The organism is Streptomyces sp. NPDC033165 (assembly GCF_055577965.1).
Map to the genome: position 1 here is coordinate 141,890 of NZ_JBVIPK010000010.1, position 15,558 is coordinate 157,447.

11 protein-coding genes are annotated in these 15,558 nt (G+C 72.9%); 6 read left to right on the forward strand and 5 right to left on the reverse strand.

Annotation, left to right across the window (positions count from 1 at the left end):
- Positions 1-9 precede the first annotated feature (9 nt).
- The 3 genes from ACZ5WC_RS23480 to ACZ5WC_RS23490 form a co-directional block, all read right to left on the reverse strand.
- Positions 10-1,134 (reverse strand): alpha/beta hydrolase-fold protein, encoded by a 1,125-nt coding sequence (locus ACZ5WC_RS23480; protein ID WP_468542630.1) that lies wholly within the window; start codon positions 1,132-1,134, stop codon positions 10-12.
- A gap of 136 nt (positions 1,135-1,270) precedes the next feature.
- Complete coding sequence (locus ACZ5WC_RS23485) at positions 1,271-2,221, reverse strand: arsenic resistance protein (protein ID WP_468542711.1); 951 nt, start codon at positions 2,219-2,221, stop codon at positions 1,271-1,273.
- 140 nt (positions 2,222-2,361) lie between these two features.
- Positions 2,362-3,339 (reverse strand): DUF3048 domain-containing protein, encoded by a 978-nt coding sequence (locus ACZ5WC_RS23490; protein WP_468542631.1) that lies wholly within the window; start codon positions 3,337-3,339, stop codon positions 2,362-2,364.
- Positions 3,340-3,713: 374 nt separating this feature from the next.
- Between ACZ5WC_RS23490 and ACZ5WC_RS23495 the strand changes: the two genes are divergently transcribed.
- A complete protein-coding gene (locus ACZ5WC_RS23495; RefSeq protein ID WP_468542632.1) occupies positions 3,714-4,169 on the forward strand; it encodes a hypothetical protein in 456 nt (151 codons plus the stop codon).
- Entirely contained in the window at positions 4,166-6,340 is a 2,175-nt protein-coding gene (locus tag ACZ5WC_RS23500) for a tetratricopeptide repeat protein (RefSeq protein WP_468542633.1), read from the forward strand. Before ACZ5WC_RS23495 ends, ACZ5WC_RS23500 begins: the two co-directional genes overlap by 4 nt.
- Positions 6,341-6,360: 20 nt before the next feature.
- Here the strand turns inward: ACZ5WC_RS23500 and ACZ5WC_RS23505 are convergent, their stop codons facing one another.
- Positions 6,361-8,046, reverse strand: a complete 1,686-nt coding sequence (locus tag ACZ5WC_RS23505; RefSeq protein WP_468542712.1) for a hypothetical protein — start codon at positions 8,044-8,046, stop codon at positions 6,361-6,363.
- Between the two features lie 265 nt (positions 8,047-8,311).
- Complete coding sequence (locus ACZ5WC_RS23510; RefSeq protein ID WP_468542634.1) at positions 8,312-9,760, reverse strand: short-chain fatty acyl-CoA regulator family protein; 1,449 nt, start codon at positions 9,758-9,760, stop codon at positions 8,312-8,314.
- Positions 9,761-10,155: 395 nt separating this feature from the next.
- Between ACZ5WC_RS23510 and aceA the strand changes: the two genes are divergently transcribed.
- From aceA to ACZ5WC_RS23530, 4 genes are all read left to right on the forward strand, one after another.
- The gene (aceA, locus tag ACZ5WC_RS23515) at positions 10,156-11,436 is read left to right on the forward strand and encodes an isocitrate lyase (protein ID WP_468542635.1); all 1,281 of its coding nucleotides are present in this window, start codon (positions 10,156-10,158) and stop codon (positions 11,434-11,436) included.
- A gap of 142 nt (positions 11,437-11,578) precedes the next feature.
- Complete coding sequence (gene aceB, locus ACZ5WC_RS23520) at positions 11,579-13,171, forward strand: malate synthase A (RefSeq protein WP_468542636.1); 1,593 nt, start codon at positions 11,579-11,581, stop codon at positions 13,169-13,171.
- Positions 13,168-14,037 (forward strand): 3-hydroxybutyryl-CoA dehydrogenase, encoded by an 870-nt coding sequence (locus ACZ5WC_RS23525; protein ID WP_468542637.1) that lies wholly within the window; start codon positions 13,168-13,170, stop codon positions 14,035-14,037. The genes aceB and ACZ5WC_RS23525 overlap by 4 nt, the downstream gene beginning before the upstream one ends.
- A 251-nt stretch (positions 14,038-14,288) precedes the next feature.
- Complete coding sequence (locus ACZ5WC_RS23530) at positions 14,289-15,338, forward strand: chitinase (RefSeq protein WP_468542638.1); 1,050 nt, start codon at positions 14,289-14,291, stop codon at positions 15,336-15,338.
- The last annotated feature ends 220 nt before the right edge of the window (positions 15,339-15,558 follow it).

Sequence of the window (15,558 nt, forward strand, 5' to 3'; positions counted from 1 at the left end):
GGGAACCCCTCAGCCCAGCGCCCAGGCCACATCCCTCAGCAGCGCCTGCCGCCAGCCCGCGCGGTCGTGCGCGGAAGCCGAACGTGACACGCGCACGGTGGCACCCGATCCCTCGGTCAGCGTCTCGGCCAGCTCGCAGTGGGGCAGCATGGCGGCCTCGTGCTCCCCCACGTCGAACGCGCACCGCAGCCGGGACAGGTCCGCGCCCCGCCGCAGCCGCTCGGCGATCGCGCCCCCGACGGCCCCGCCCAGCGGATGCGCCGCCTCCACGGCCCCGGGCGCCCACCAGAAGGAGCCCGACTGACAGGCGATACGGGAGACCAGCTCCGGGAACTCCAGAGCCGCGTACAGCGCGCTCAGCCCGCCCAGGCTCTGCCCGGCCACCACCAGCCGGTCCGGATCGGCCACCACGCCGGACTCGGCCACCAGCGGCAGCAGTTCGTCCCGGACCGCCTCCCACAGCTCGGGGCGGCAACCCAACTCCGCCTCCCGGTCCTTGGCGGGCACGAAGACGAGGGTGACCGCAGGCACGTCACCCGCGTCGAAGGCCGCGTCGAAGGCGGTCATGGCCGGGTGCAGATACAGCCAGTCGTCCCCGTCCAGCAGCAGTACCACGGGACCGCCGCCGCCCACCGGGTGGACGCGCACGGTGCGCCGCCCGCCGAGCCGGTCGCTGTTCCAGCGGAGCCGGGTACGGGGGAGGGGCAGGACGTCGTCCGGGCCGAGTGCGGGCCAGTGCGGCTGGGGCGGGGCGTCCGGCGTCGCGGCGATGGACCGCTCGCCGCCCGCGCCGAACGGGTTGAACGGATCGGCGTGGGCGGCCCCTCCCGCGAGGACGCGGTAGGTCACCCGCAGCCGTGCGGGCATGCGCACCTCGGCGTACCAGCAGTCCGTGGCGCCCCAGCGGCGCAGCGGCACGGGCGGTGACCAGCTCTCGAAGTCGAGTACGGCCTCGGAGCCGCGCCACAGGAAGAGGGTCAGCCAGCCCCCGCCGTCGGCGGGTACCGACAGGGGCGTCCGTGCCGCCGCCCAGAACGCGTCGGTACCGGGCGGGGACAGCAGCCCGAACGCGGCGAAGGGGTGCTTGTCGTCGGCGGTCGCGCCGGAGGAGGGAGGCGGTGAGGCACTCGTCATCAGGTGACCCTAACCCAACGGGCGCAGGGGTGGTCCACCCGAACTGGCCGATGAACCAAAGCACTTGCGTCCCGATGTGCCCGCCCCTGCCCAGGTGGGCCGAAGCGCGCCCCCACGCGGGCGCGGCGGGTGCGGGTCAGTCCCGGAGCGGAAGCAGCCGGGGTACGGCCCGCACGTAGGCCACCATGCCGATCACCTCGACCAGGGTCTGCGCGACCACGACCACCGCGGCGACGGCCAGCGCGTCCGGGAGCGCCAGGGCCAGGGGGAGGACGACCAGGGAGTTGCGGGTCGCGCCCGTGAACACGATCGCCCGCCCGGCGGGGACGTCCAGACGGAAGGCGCGGGCGACGCCGAGCCCCGCGAACGCCATCACGACGAGGAAGAGCACGTAGAACGGGACGACGCGGGCCACGTCCGCCACGCTGCCGGTGTCGCCGAGCTTCGGCAGCTGGGACGCGACCACGGTGAACAGGACGGCGGCCATCAGCGGCACCATCGCCGTGCCCAGGGCGTCGGCGGCCTTCCGCCCGGCCGGGCGGCGTGCGCTCCAGGCCTGGGTCAGCCAGGCCAGGACCAGCGGGATCACGATCAGGACGACGAACGCCTCGACGAACGGTCCGGCCTCCACCACGTCGGCCAGGCCCGGTCCCAGGAACAGGAACAGATAGCCCGGCAGCAGCACCATCTGGGCGAGCAGCAGGAGAGGGGTGGCGGCCAGCAGGCGCTGGTTGTCGCCTCCGGCGAGCCCGCTGAAGACGATCACGTAGTCGATGCACGGTGCCAGCAGCACCAGCAGGACACCGAGGCGGACCGCCTGCTCGTCGGGGAGGAAGGCGAACATCGCGGCGACCACCAGCGGCACCACGACGAAGTTCACCACCAGCGCGGCCGCCAGGAAACGGCCCGCCCGCAACGAGCGCACCAGTTCCGCGGCCGGAACCTGGAGGAACGTCACGTACAGCAGGGCGGCCAGCACCGGGTTGATGGCGTGCTCCAGGCCCGGCCCCGCATCCGGAGCGAACCGGCCCACCAGGCCTCCGGCGGCCAGGGCCCCGAGATAGAGGGCGACCTGGTGGCGTTCCATGGCTGCGACCAGGCCGGACGGGGACGACGACAACGTACGTGCTCCTTGCGCGCGGCTGCGTCGGCGGGCTGCGGCCCGCCGACGCAGTCGACCGTAGACCGTCGGCCCGGCCCCGGCGCGCCTGCCCCGCCCCCGCCTGTTCAGCGGGCGGCGCTTTCCCCGCTCGGCGTGTAGAGGATCCACAGCGGCCCGTCGGCGAGATCGACGCGCTCGCCGTCCGGGGTGCTGAACGCGGTGGGGTCGTCGGCCGAGGCGCGCGACCACCGGGCCTCGTGGGCGCGGCCGTCACGCAGGACGAGCGCCTCGCCCGAGCCCACGGTCTCGGTGAACGGGCTGACGCTCCCGGACCGGTCGTGGAAGTCCGAAGGGCGTACGGTCACGTCCTGGACGATGACCGTACCGGCCCCGATCCGCGCCCCGTCGGAGGTGAGGGCGGGGGAGCCGTCCAGCGAGACCAGCCACCGGCCGCGCTCGTCGGACCAGACGAAGCTGACGGAGGCGGACGGGTAGCGGACCGTATGGCTGTCCTCCGGCTCCCCGCCCGGCGGAGCCGCCCCGAAGCGCAGCCCCAGCGCCTCGACGGCGTTGACACCGGACGCGGTGTACGGGATCTTCTCCGGCCGCAGGTAGAGATTGTGCGGGGCGGGCCGGTCGGGCCCCCGGAAGTAGGCCTGCGGTGCCTCCGACGGCGGTACGGCCTCCAGCGGCGCCCGGTCGATGACCGGCAGCAGCCTGCTGTGGGCGCCGGAGAACGCCAGCGTCGGCCGGTCGAACTGGCGCAGCAGCTCCAGATCGGTCTCCCGGGCGCTGCGGACCGGGCCGACGGCCGGTGGCAGATCCGAGGAGTAGACGGCGAGGATGCGGCTGAGCCCGGCCTCCACCTGCTCGACGTAGACGATGTCGGCCCGCTCCAGCCCGGTGTGGGGCCGGGCGGGTGCCACGTTGTCGATCTTCACGGCGAGCACGTGGCCCTCCGTGCCCGAGCCCGTCCCGGGCGGAGAGCTGCCGCGGGGCGTCGGCCCCGAGCCGTCCCCGCCCGTGCACCCGACCGAGAGGAGGGCCAGGACGAGCGTGGTGAGCAGCGCTGCGGCCCACGTCTTCACTCCGGATGGGGACATGACGACCGCCCTTTCTGGGTACCGGCCGGCGGTGCCGGCGGAACGCTGCCGCGTCGCGGCCCCCTACCCATCATCACGCGCCGGGCGGTCCGGCGGTTGCGGAGAGACCGCCGCGAGGGAGCCTGCGGCCCGCGGGCAGCAGGCGGAGTGAGTACTCACTACGCGATCTCGGGTTACGCCGGTCAGTGACCGGCCTCGCGGCCCCGCCGCGGCACCGGCCTCCCCAGGGCCGGTACGCCACGGGCGACCTGGCCGGAACTGCACCGCGCCGCGCCCTCGATTCCGCTTCCGCGGGGACTGTTCGCTCTCTACGGTTGCTACCAGTGACGGGCCACCCGCCCGTACGGTGTGAGGAGCGAGGCAGAGGGGGTTCGGTGGAAGCCGAGTTGATGACACTGGCGGCATCGGGTGCGACGACCGTCGTGGGGCTGATGGCGACGGAGGCCTGGACGCAGGTGCGCGGGCGGCTGGCCCGGTTCCTGTCCCGAGGCGAGGACACCGACGCGGTCGACGCCGAGCTGGAGGTGTCCCGCGCCGAGCTGACGGCGGCCCGGGCCGACGCCGACGAGGCGACGGCGGCCGACATCGAGGCGGAGTGGCGGACCAGGCTCCGCCGGGCCCTGCGCGCCAACCCGGAGGCCGCAGAGGAGCTGCGGACGCTGCTCGACGAACTGGCGCCCCTCCGGCCGTCGGCCCCCACGGTGTCGGTCTCCAACTCCGTCAGCGGAGGCACCCAGTACGCCCCGGTGGTCCAGGGACAGAACATCTCCCACTTCACGCTGAACGGCTCCGGTGTGACGCCCCCGGAGCAGCGGCCGGGCGCGGAGTGACGGCGGGGCGGCCCGGCGGGTCCGAGCCGGTCTCCTCGCGCAACGACCTGTCCGGCACCATCTACGGGCCGACCGTCCAGGCCGGGGCGATCCACGGCGGCATCACGTTCAACGTCCAGGAGGCGCCACCGTCCGGAACGTATGTTCCACCCGATGAGATCCCGCCACTGGCCGTACGGTTCGTCAACCGGACCAAGGGCCTGGCCGCGCTCGACACCTGGCTGGCCCGGAGCGGAGCCGACGGCGGGGCGAGCGTCGGCTTCGCCGCGTTGTACGGCCTGCCCGGCGTCGGCAAGACCGCCCTCGCGACCCACTGGGCGGAGCGCGAACGGGAACGGTTCCCCGACGGGCAGATCTACGTGGACTACGCCTCCCTGCGCACGGAGTCGAAGGCCCCCGACATCTCCGAGGCCGTACGGCGCTGTCTGAAGTCCCTGGGGGTCGACGACCCCTACATCCCGGCGACGCTGGAGGACCGGACCCGGCTGCTGCGGACCCGGTCGGCGGGCCGACGGCTGCTGATCTTCCTGGACAACGTCTCGGGCCCCGCCCAGGCAGCCGCCCTCATGCCGAAGGGAAGGGGCAGCGCGCTGCTCGTCGCGAGCGGAAGCCTCATCGGGGAACTCGCCCTGGACGGGGCACGGTTGCTGCCGGTGGAGCCGCTCGACCAGGACAGTGGCCTGAAGGTGCTCGCCGACCGGTGCGGAACCGGCACGGTCGAGGCCGACCCCGCCTCGGCGGAACGCCTCGTGCAGCTGTGCGGCGGGCTGCCGGTGGCGCTGCACGTGGTCGCCGCCCGGCTGGCGGCCGACACCCGGCTGACCCTCGCGGCGCTCGTGGCTGAGCTGGCCACGGAATCGCGCCGACTGGCAGGAATGTCCCTGGGAGAGGAACGGTCCGTGTCCGCTGCCTTCGACCTCGCCTATCGTGAACTCGCTCCGGAAGCCGCCCGGCTCTACCGCCTGCTGGGCTGGCACCCGGGCGCCTCCTTCGACGCCGGGGTCGCCGCGGTGGCGGCCGACCTGGCCCCGGGCCCGGCCGCGGACGCGCTGGAATCCCTCCACCGGGCAGGCCTCCTCGACCGGACGGCGGACGGACGCCTCCGCTTCCACGACCTCGTACGGCTGCACGCCCGGGAACGTGCGACGGAGGATGAGCGCCCCGGCGAACGGCTCGCGCTGGTACGGCGGGTGACCCTGCACTACCTGGCCCTGACCGCGCTGGCCGACCGGGCCGTGCGGGAGGACCGGCTCCGCATCGCGGACCACACGCGGTTGCTCGCCGGCGTTCCCGACCCCTTCGCCGCCGAGGGCGCACCGCACCCCGTGGACTGGCTGGAGGCCGAACACCGCAACATCCTCGGCGTACTGCGGGCCGCCGCGCGCGAGGAGACGTTGCAGACCGAGGTATGGCAGCTCGCCGAGGCGCTGACCGTGCTGTTCCTCCACCACCGGCATCTCGGTGACTGGCAGGAGTCGCTCGAACTGGGTGCGGCGGCGGCCGCCGAGTCCGTGGCGCCCGCGGCGGAGGCGAGGCTCCGCAGTCTCCTCTCCCGTCCCCTGATGGACCTCGGGGAACACGCGGCCGCACGGAGCCAGCTGGAGCGGGCCCAGGCCTGCGCCGAGGTCTCGGGAGACCTGGTCGTCCGCGCCTCCGTACAGGAATTCTCCGGCCGGTACTGGGACCAGCGCGACCCGGTCCGGGCCATGGAGGCCTACCGCAGCGCCCTCGAACTCAACACGGCCGCGAACGAGGGGCGCGGAGCCGCCATAGCGTCCTACTTCCTCGGCTGTGCCCAGGACGCTGCCGGGAACCCCGCCGAGGCGCTGGACACCTTGCGCGGCGCGCACGAACAGCTCATCGCCCGCGAGGACCTGAGAATGGCGGCCCGGGTCCGCATGGCCATCGGCCTCGTACACGGCCGCCTGGGCGAGACCGAGGAAGCGGTCCGGTCCCTGAGCGAAGCCGCCGAGGTCCTCCGCGCGCAGGAGGCGACCCACTACGAGGCCCAGGCACTCGTCGCGCTGGCCGACATCGAACAGCGCGCCGAGGGCGACCCCCGCCGGGTGCGCGACCACCTGGAACGGGCGCTCGCGATCTTCGAGGCCGGGGGCAGCCCCCGGGCGGAGGAACTCCGCGAGCGGCTGGGGGAAGGGACGGCGCAGGACTAACCCGCCCGACAGCCATGCGCTCAGGCCGAGATGCCGCCCGCCGGCGGTGTACGCAGCCTGAGCGCCACGTCCTCGTCGCGCGCTCCGAAGCGGACGGTCAGCTGGGCGTCCGCCAGCGGAGCGGCGGCCCGCAGCAGGGCGTAGACGGCTGCGGCGGGCAGGCCCGGACCGGCCGCCGGTCCGGTCATCGCCGCCTCCACGATCCGCCCGTCCCGCAGGCCCACCAGATGCCCGCCTCCGCGCACGGCGGCCGCCGCGAGACGACACCCCGGGAAGCGGCTCAGCGTGTCCCCGATCCACTGGAGCGCCGCCGTGGCAGGGGCGGGAGCGCTTCGGAGCAGCGCCGAGGCGTTCTCCTTCGTGTTCCGGTCCGCCTCCCGCTCGTCGCAGGCGAGGTGGACGAAGCGCCCGGCCGTCTCGTCCTCGCCCGGAGACACCGCCGCGGGCCGCCTGCGTACGGTGACGGTGTCCGCCGAGACGGTGGTGGTGACCCGCCAGGAGGTGACCGCCGCTCCCGTCTCCTCGGGCTCGCCCAGGTAACGGTCGGGCGGGGGCGCGTGCGTCGGCTCCGGAAGGTCCAGCAGGTGGTAGAGGGCGGTACGCAGCCGGGCCAGGGCCCGTCCCGGCTGGTCGAACGCCCCCTCCGCGACCGCGGTGAACCGGTCCCGGCCGGCCAGTGCGGACGTGATCTGTGCGTACAGGTCCCCCGGACCGTGAAGGCGGGGCGCGGCCCGCCCGAGCGCGGCCACGGCGGTGCCGTCGACCGCCTCGCTGCCGAAGGCCCCGAGCAGGACGGGCTTGCCGAGCGCCGCCCCGTACAAGGTCACCGAACCGTGATCGCCGACCACGACATCCGCCGCGACCAGGGCCGACCGCCAGGCATGCACATGCGGGACCAGCATCAGACCGGCTTCCAGCGCCGGGGCCAGAAGGGTACGGATCTGCCAGGAACCGTGCCCCGCCCAGACGTTGGGGTGAATGATCGCCGCCACCCGGAACTCGTCGTAGGGCAGTGCCGCCAGCAACCGGGCCGCCAGCCCCGGGTCCCGGCCGATCAGCGAACTGCCGCCCCAGGTGGAACTGAGCACCACCAGCCGGTGCCCGGCCGGAACCCCGAGCGCGCGCCGGTACGCCCCCGCCCGCTCGGCGCTGACGAGCAGTTCGTCGTAGCACGGGTCGCCCACGAGCAGGGTGCGCCCGGCCGCCTTGGGGTGCGAGGAGAGCAACTGCTCCTCCTGGCTCGGATGCGAGATCGCCAGCCATGCGCGCCCGGACTCCAGGAGGCTGTCCGGTACGACCCCGGACAGCCGGTCGCGTGGCCCCCGGGAGTCCGGTACCTGTTTCTGGAAGCCGATGCCGTGCGGCAGCACGAGGACCGGGCAATGCCCCTCGGGAACCTCGATGTTCTCGCTGGCGGTGAGGATCAGGTCGGGCTCGGCGTGACCCACCTGTTCCCAGGGGATGACCCGGCAGCCCGCGTCGTGCAGCAGCTCCAGCACTCCGTCGTTGAACGCGGAGGTGGGGTCATGGGCGAAGACGACCGTCACCCGGGCGTCCCCGCGCAGCAGGGCGGGGAGGCATTCGAGGACCCGTACGGTCGAGGTGACCGTACGGGCCGCTACGACCAGGGTCTTCTCACCCTGAAAGGTGTTCCACCGTTCGGCGTCCGTCCCGACAGGGACGCGGAGGGGCTGGCTAGCGTGCATGGCCACCCCGAAAGGCTACGGGCACACCGCTCGATCGCGGCTCGCGGCTCGCGGCTCGCGGCTCGCGGCTCGCGGCTCGCGGCTCGCGGCTCGCGGCTATGGTCGGCCTATCGCATGTCAAGTGGTACTGCAACCCTTTCGGGTATCGAACTGAGGTCCCTGGCAGTCGTATTGTACGGGCATCATCCCTGGTCGGGCCGCTCGTCCGCCCCCGCCAGGGCCATGCGTGCCCTGGCGCCCGGCGCCCTGGCTGAGGGGGGTCCGCCTACGCGGGCGGCCTCCCCTTCACCGGGTACGGCACGAACGTGCTGCTGTTCTCGTCGATGGCCAGCGGCTGCCCCAGCGGCGGTACCGCCCGCTGCGGGCAGTCCAGCCGCTCGCAGATCCGGCAGCCCATCCCGATCGGTGTGGCGGCCGAGGCGTTGTCCAGGTCGAGGCCGTCGGAGTAGACCAGCCGTCCGGCGTGCCGGATCTCGCAGCCGAGCCCGATCGCGAAGGTCTTGCCGGGCTCGCCCCAGCCGCCCCGGTGCCGGGTGACCGCCCGCGCGGTCCACAGATAGCGCTGTCCGTCGGGCATCGCCGCGATCTGCACGTGGATGCGGCCGGGCGCGGCGAACGCCTCGTACACGTTCCACAGCGGGCAGGTGCCGCCCGCGCGGGAGAAGTGGAACCCGGTCGCGGACTGCCGCTTCGACATGTTCCCGGCCCGGTCGACCCGGACGAAGGAGAACGGGACCCCGCGCAGCCGGGGACGCTGGAGCGTGGACAGCCGGTGGCAGACCGTCTCGTAGCCGAGCCCGAAGCGGTCGGTGAGGCGCTCGATGTCGTACCGCACCTCCTCCGCCGCCGTATGGAACGCCCGGTACGGGAGGATCAGCGCGCCCGCGAAGTAGTTGGCGACCCCGATCCGCGCGAGCGGCCAGGTCGGGGACTCCTCGTCGTAGTCCTCGGAGGCCAGCTGTGAGATCTCCCGGCCGTATTCGAGGAGGGCCAGCTGGGTGGCCATCCGGAACGCCTGCTGGCCCGGCCGGAGCCGGTTCGACAGGTACAGGACCCGGGCGTCCGGGTCGTAGTGGTGCAGCCGTCCCGTGTCCGCCTCGCGGGCCGGGCCCCGGCGGTCGCCGTCGGCCCCGGTGGCCGTCCGGATGCCGTGCCGTTCGGCGAGGCGGGCGGCGAGCGCCCGTACCGCCTCGCCGGGGCGGACCCCGATCTCCGCCGCCAGCTCCTCCGCCGCCAGGTCCGCGTCGTGGAGGTAGTTCTGCCGCCGGTAGAAGAACTCCCGGATCTCCTCGTGAGGGGAGCGCGGCAGGTCCGGCCCGCCGCCGCCCCGCAGCTCGGCGGCCTCCGCGAGCCGCCCGGCCAGCGCCTGGTTGCGGCGGCCCAGGTCCAGCAGCACGGACGCGACGCCCGGCAGCCGCGAAGCCAGCTCGGACAGCTCGGCGGCCGAGACCCGCGCCGCCCCCACCTCGTCGGCGAGCGCCTCCCGCAGATCCGCCAGTACGCGGGTGGTGTCGCGCTCCGAGAAGAAGCCGGGGTCCACCCCGAAGGCCTCGGTCAGCCGCAGCAGCACCGGCACGGTCAGCGGCCGGGAGTCGTGTTCCATCTGGTTCAGATAGCTCGGCGAGATCGCCAGCATCCGGGCCAGCTCCGCCTGGCTCAGCCGGCGCTCCTCGCGCAGCCTGCGCAGCCGTGCGCCCGCGTAGGTCTTGCTCACCCCGGAGCCCCCTCCCGCCGTCGTCAACGTGTCGACAACCCTAGCCGCCACGATGCCGCCAGTGGGCTTCGCAACCTTGGCAAAGTGCGCCGAAAGATTTGCAGAACTTGGCATCTGTCCACCGTTGATGGCACTCAGTGCCACTGTCAGAGTTGTTCCTGCGGCCCACCGGGCACCGGCCCCGTACCGGGGTTCCGAGCACGATTTCAAGCCCTGACGTCGTACTCCTCGGGATCTCGGACCGATCGGCCGGGCGCATTGCTTACCGTTCCGCCTCGGAGGTCCGGTGGGCCGCACCGACAGGTCACGTCACTCCGTGACTTCGGCTTCGCACTGTTCACACGATCGACCCGTACGACTTCACGGTCGACCCACACGACTTCGGGAGAGACGCCATGGCGCAGGCACGGACGACGGCGGCAGAGCTGGCGCGGCGGTGGGCGAGCGACCCCCGCTGGAAGGGCATCGAGCGTACCTACAGTGCCGAGGACGTGGTCCGGCTCTCCGGCAGCGTCCGTGAGGAGCACACCCTCGCCCGGCGCGGCGCCGAGCGGCTCTGGCGCCAGCTCCACGAGCAGGACTACATCCACGCGCTCGGCGCGCTGACCGGCGGCCAGGCCGTTCAGCAGGTCAAGGCGGGGCTTCAGGCCGTCTACCTCTCCGGCTGGCAGGTCGCCGCCGACGCCAACCTGGCCGGTCACACCTACCCCGACCAGAGCCTCTACCCGGCCAACTCGGTGCCGGGCGTCGTCCGCAGGATCAACAACGCCCTGCTGCGCGCCGACCAGATCGCCACCGCCGAGAACGCGGGCGACACCACCGACTACCTGGCCCCGATCGTCGCCGACGCGGAGGCCGGCTTCGGCGGACCGCTCAACGCCTTCGAGCTCACCAAGGCGATGATCGAGGCCGGTGCGGCCGGTATCCACTACGAGGACCAGCTCGCCTCCGAGAAGAAGTGCGGCCACCTCGGCGGCAAGGTCCTCGTCCCCACCGCCCAGCACGTGCGCACCCTCAACGCGGCCCGCCTCGCCGCCGACATCGCCGATGTGCCCACCCTGATCGTGGCCCGCACCGACGCGCTCGCCGCCAACCTGCTCACCAGCGACGTCGACGAGCGCGACGCCCGGTTCGTCACGGGGGAGCGGACCGCCGAGGGCTTCTACCGCGTCCAGAACGGCATGGCCCCGGTCATCGCCCGCGGCCTCGCCTACGCCCCGTACGCCGACCTCATCTGGGTCGAGACCGGCACCCCGGACCTCGCCCAGGCCCGCGAGTTCGCCGAGGCGATCCACGCCGAGCACCCGGACCAGATGCTCGCGTACAACTGCTCGCCCTCCTTCAACTGGCGGGCCGCGCTCGACGACGACCAGATCGCCAAGTTCCAGCGCGAGCTGGGCGCGATGGGCTACCGCTTCCAGTTCATCACCCTGGCCGGATTCCACTCCCTCAACCACGCCATGTTCGACCTGGCGCGCGGCTACGCCGAGCAGGGCATGACCGCCTACGTCGACCTCCAGGAGCGCGAGTTCGCCGCCCAGGAGCAGGGCTTCACCGCGGTCAGGCACCAGCGCGAGGTCGGCACCGGCTACTTCGACCAGGTCTCCACCGCCATCAACCCCGCCTCCTCCACCACGGCGCTCACCGGCTCCACGGAGGAGGAGCAGTTCCACTAGAGCCTGCCGTTCGTGTCAGGCCGGGCTCGCGGGGTCCGGCCCGGCCCCGACGACAGGCCCCGGCGCTCCCACCGGCCGCGGGGCCCGTACCCCCCCGCGGCCGGGGTCCGTTTCCGCCATCGCCCCCGCTGAGGAGAACCGCATGACCACCCTTGCCACGACCGGCCGCGTCCAGGTCCTCGGCGTACCGGGGGACCGGCACGAGGAGGTCCTCACCCCCGAGGTCCTCGACTTCATCGGCCGCCTCGACGCGGCCTTCGCCGCCCGCCGCTTCGACCTGCTGACCGAGCGCCGCCGCCGCTCCGCGCTGCTGAGCTCCGGCACCCCGCTCGACTTCTCCCGCGCCACCGGGCCCATCCGCAACGACCCCGACTGGCGCGTCGCACCCCCCGCCCCCGGCCTGACCGACCGCCGGGTGGAGATCACCGGACCGCCCGAGCGCTCCATGGCCGTGAACGCCCTCAGCTCCGGCGCCCGGGTGTGGATGGCGGACTTCGAGGACGCCACCTCGCCCACCTGGGAGAACATCGTCCAGGGGCAGCTGAACCTGATCGACGCCATCGACCGCCGTATCGACTTCACCGCGGGAAACGGCAGGGAGTACCGGCTCACCGACCGGCCCGCCACCATCATGGTCAGGCCGCGCGGCTGGCACCTCACCGAGAGGCACCTCGTCATCGACGAACGGCCCGTCCCCGCCGCCCTCGTCGACTTCGGCCTCTACTTCTTCCACTGCGCCCGGCGGCAGATCGACGCGGGCAGCGGACCGTACTTCTACCTCCCCAAGCTGGAGAACCGGTACGAGGCCCGCCTCTGGAACGACGTGTTCCTGCTCGCCCAGGACCTGCTGGACATCCCCCGGGGCACGATCCGCGCCACCGTCCTCATCGAGACGGTCACCGCCGCTTTCGAGATGGAGGAGATCCTCTACGAGCTGCGCGAACACAGTGCGGGCCTCAACGCGGGCCGCTGGGACTACCTGTTCAGCCTGATCAAGAACTTCGCGCACCGCCCCGACTTCGTCCTGCCCGACCGGTCGGCGGTCACCATGACCGCCCCCTTCCTGCGCGCCTACACCGAACTCCTCGTCCGCACCTGCCACAAGCGCGGCGCCCACGCCATCGGCGGCATGGCCGCCCAGATCCCCGGCGGCGAACCGGCGGCCCGGGAAGCGGCCCTGGCGAAGGTCCGGCTCGACAAGGAGCGCGAGGCGGAGGACGGCTTCGACGGATCGTGGGTGGCCCACCCCGGCCTCGTCCCGGTCTGCCGGTCCGTCTTCGACGGCGTGCTCGGCGACCGGCCGCACCAGCTGGAACGCACCCGCGACGATGTCCATGTCACCGCAGAGGAGCTCGTCGCCGTCCGGCGCACCGCGGGGCGCCCGACCCCGGAGGGCGTGCGCGACAACATCGCCGTCGCCGTGCGCTACTACGACGCCTGGCTGCGCGGACAAGGGGCCGTCGCGCTGAACGGGCTCATGGAGGACGCGGCCACCGCAGAGATCGCCCGGGTCCAGATCTGGCAGTGGCTCAAGCACGGGGCCGTCGACCGCGAGACGGTGCTCGGACTCGTGGACGAGGAGCTGGCCGCGCTCGGCGCCATCTACCCCTGGGCCCGACTCGACCAGGTCCGCGACCTGTTCCAACGTACCGCCCTCGCCAAGGAGCTGCCCGCCTTCTTCACCACCGAGGCGTACGCCCGCCACCTCGTCGGCCGTCCGGCGGTGCGCGCATGAGCGCCGCCATCGCCCGGGTGGGCGTCGTCGGCGGCGGCCGGATGGGGGCTGGGATCGCCGAGGTCTGCGCCCGCGCCGGTCTGGACACCATCGTCTGCGAGGCGGACGCCACCGCGGCCGACCGGGCCCGCGAGCGGGTCGCGGTCTCCCTGGAACGGGCCGTCCAGCGCGGCAAGCTCGACCGTCTCACCGCCGAGGACGCGCTCGGCAGGCTGGCCTTCACCGGCAGCCTCGACGACCTGGCCGACCGTCAGCTCGTCGTCGAGGCCGTCGTCGAGAACGCCGCCGCCAAGACGGAGATCTTCACCGCCCTCGACAAGATCGTCGAGGACCCGGAAGCGATCCTGGCGACCGACACCTCCGCCATCCCCGTCATGCGGCTCGGCATGGCCACCCAGCGCGCCGACCGCGTCCTCGGTCTGCACTTCTTCAACCCGGTGCCGGTCCTCCCGCTGGTGGAGGTGGTGACCTCCCTGCACACCTCCGCCGCGACGGTCGCCGCCGTCGAGGAGTTCGCGACCTCGGCGCTCGGCAAGACGGTGGTCCGCTCCCAGGACCGGGCCGGGTTCGTCGTCAACGCGCTCCTCGTGCCGTACCTGCTCTCCGCGATCCGGATGGCCGAGTCCGGCTTCGCCACCGCCGCCGACGTGGACGCCGGGATGGAGCTGGGCTGCGCCCACCCCATGGGCCCGCTCAAGCTCGCCGACCTGATCGGCCTGGACACGGTGGCCTCCATCGCCGCATCGCTGTACGAGGAGTTCAAGGAACCGCTCTACGCCCCGCCGCCGCTGCTCCAGCGCATGGTGGAGGCGGGGCTGCTCGGCCGGAAGACCGGGCGCGGGTTCCACACGTACGACCGGGGCTGAGGGGCCCGGGTCCGGGCCGCGGCTGAGGGGCCGCGACCGGCGTCGAGCGGGGTGGGGGCAGTTGACTGTGCTGCTCACCACCCCGCCGTCACGTCATACGGCGTCGGCGGGACGCCCGGCCGCCCGACTTGGTCCAGACCTCTTGACCGTAGGTCTGGACCATTCTACGTTTTGTCAGGGTCACGACATGGGGTGGGCGGTGCGAACCCTTCGCACCGGCGCGGCAGACCCGGGCAGGAAGGACACGCGTCATGGGCAGGACATCACGGCTGCTGGGCACCGCACTGGCCGCGGCACTCGTCGTACCGATGCTGGTCGGGGCCGCACCCCCGAAGGCCGCCGACGAGACCTGCGCGGTCAAGTCGAAGCCCGCCGGCAAGGTGCTCCAGGGGTACTGGGAGAACTGGGACGGCGCGGCCAACGGAGTGCACCCGCCGCTCGGCTGGATCCCGATCACCGACTCCCGTATCGCCGAACACGGCTACAACGTCATCAACGCGGCATTCCCCGTCATCCGCTCCGACGGAACCGTGCTGTGGGAGGACGGCATGGACAACACCGTCAAGGTCGCCACCCCCGCCGAGATGTGCGAGGCCAAGGCCTCCGGCAGCACCATCCTCATGTCGATCGGCGGCGCCACGGCCGGGATCGACCTCAGCTCCAGCACGGTGGCCGACCGGTTCGTCGAGACGATCGTCCCGATCCTGAAGAAGTACAACTTCGACGGCATCGACATCGACATCGAGACCGGCCTCATCAGCACCGGCAACATCAACGAACTCTCCGCCTCCCAGGCCAATCTGATCCGCATCATCGACGGCGTCCTCGCCGCGATGCCCCCCGGCTTCGGCCTCACCATGGCCCCCGAGACGGCGTACGTCACCGGCGGCAGCGTCGTCTACGGCTCGATCTGGGGCGCGTACCTCCCGATCATCAAGAAGTACGCCGACAACGGCCGACTGTGGTGGCTGAACATGCAGTACTACAACGGCAGCATGTACGGCTGTTCCGGCGACTCCTACTCCGCCGGTACGGTCGAGGGCTTCATCGCCCAGACCGACTGCCTCGACGCCGGGCTCGTCATCCAGGGCACCACCATCAAGGTGCCCTACGACAAGCAGGCCCCGGGCCTGCCCGCCCAGGTCGGAGCGGGCGGCGGCCACATGTCCACCGGCCTCGTCGCCCAGGCGTGGAACCACTACGACGGCGCGCTCAAGGGACTGATGACCTGGTCCCTGAACTGGGACGGCTCCAGGGGCTGGACCTTCGGCGACAACCTGAAGGCCCTGCAAGGCCGTTGAGCACGCGTGCCCACGCTCTCCCCGCCACCGGGTCCCCCGCGGCCCGGGGCGCGGTGCCGCCCCGGCCGGGGGAGCGACGCAAGGAAGGCGCGAACCGGTCGCGCACCGGGGCGGCCGAGGCGACAGAATCGGGTACGGACCGGGGGCGATCCTCGTCCCCGGTGCGCCGGGCCCGTCTCCCCGCGGCCCGGCCGACGACGAAGACGTACGAGGAGACCCG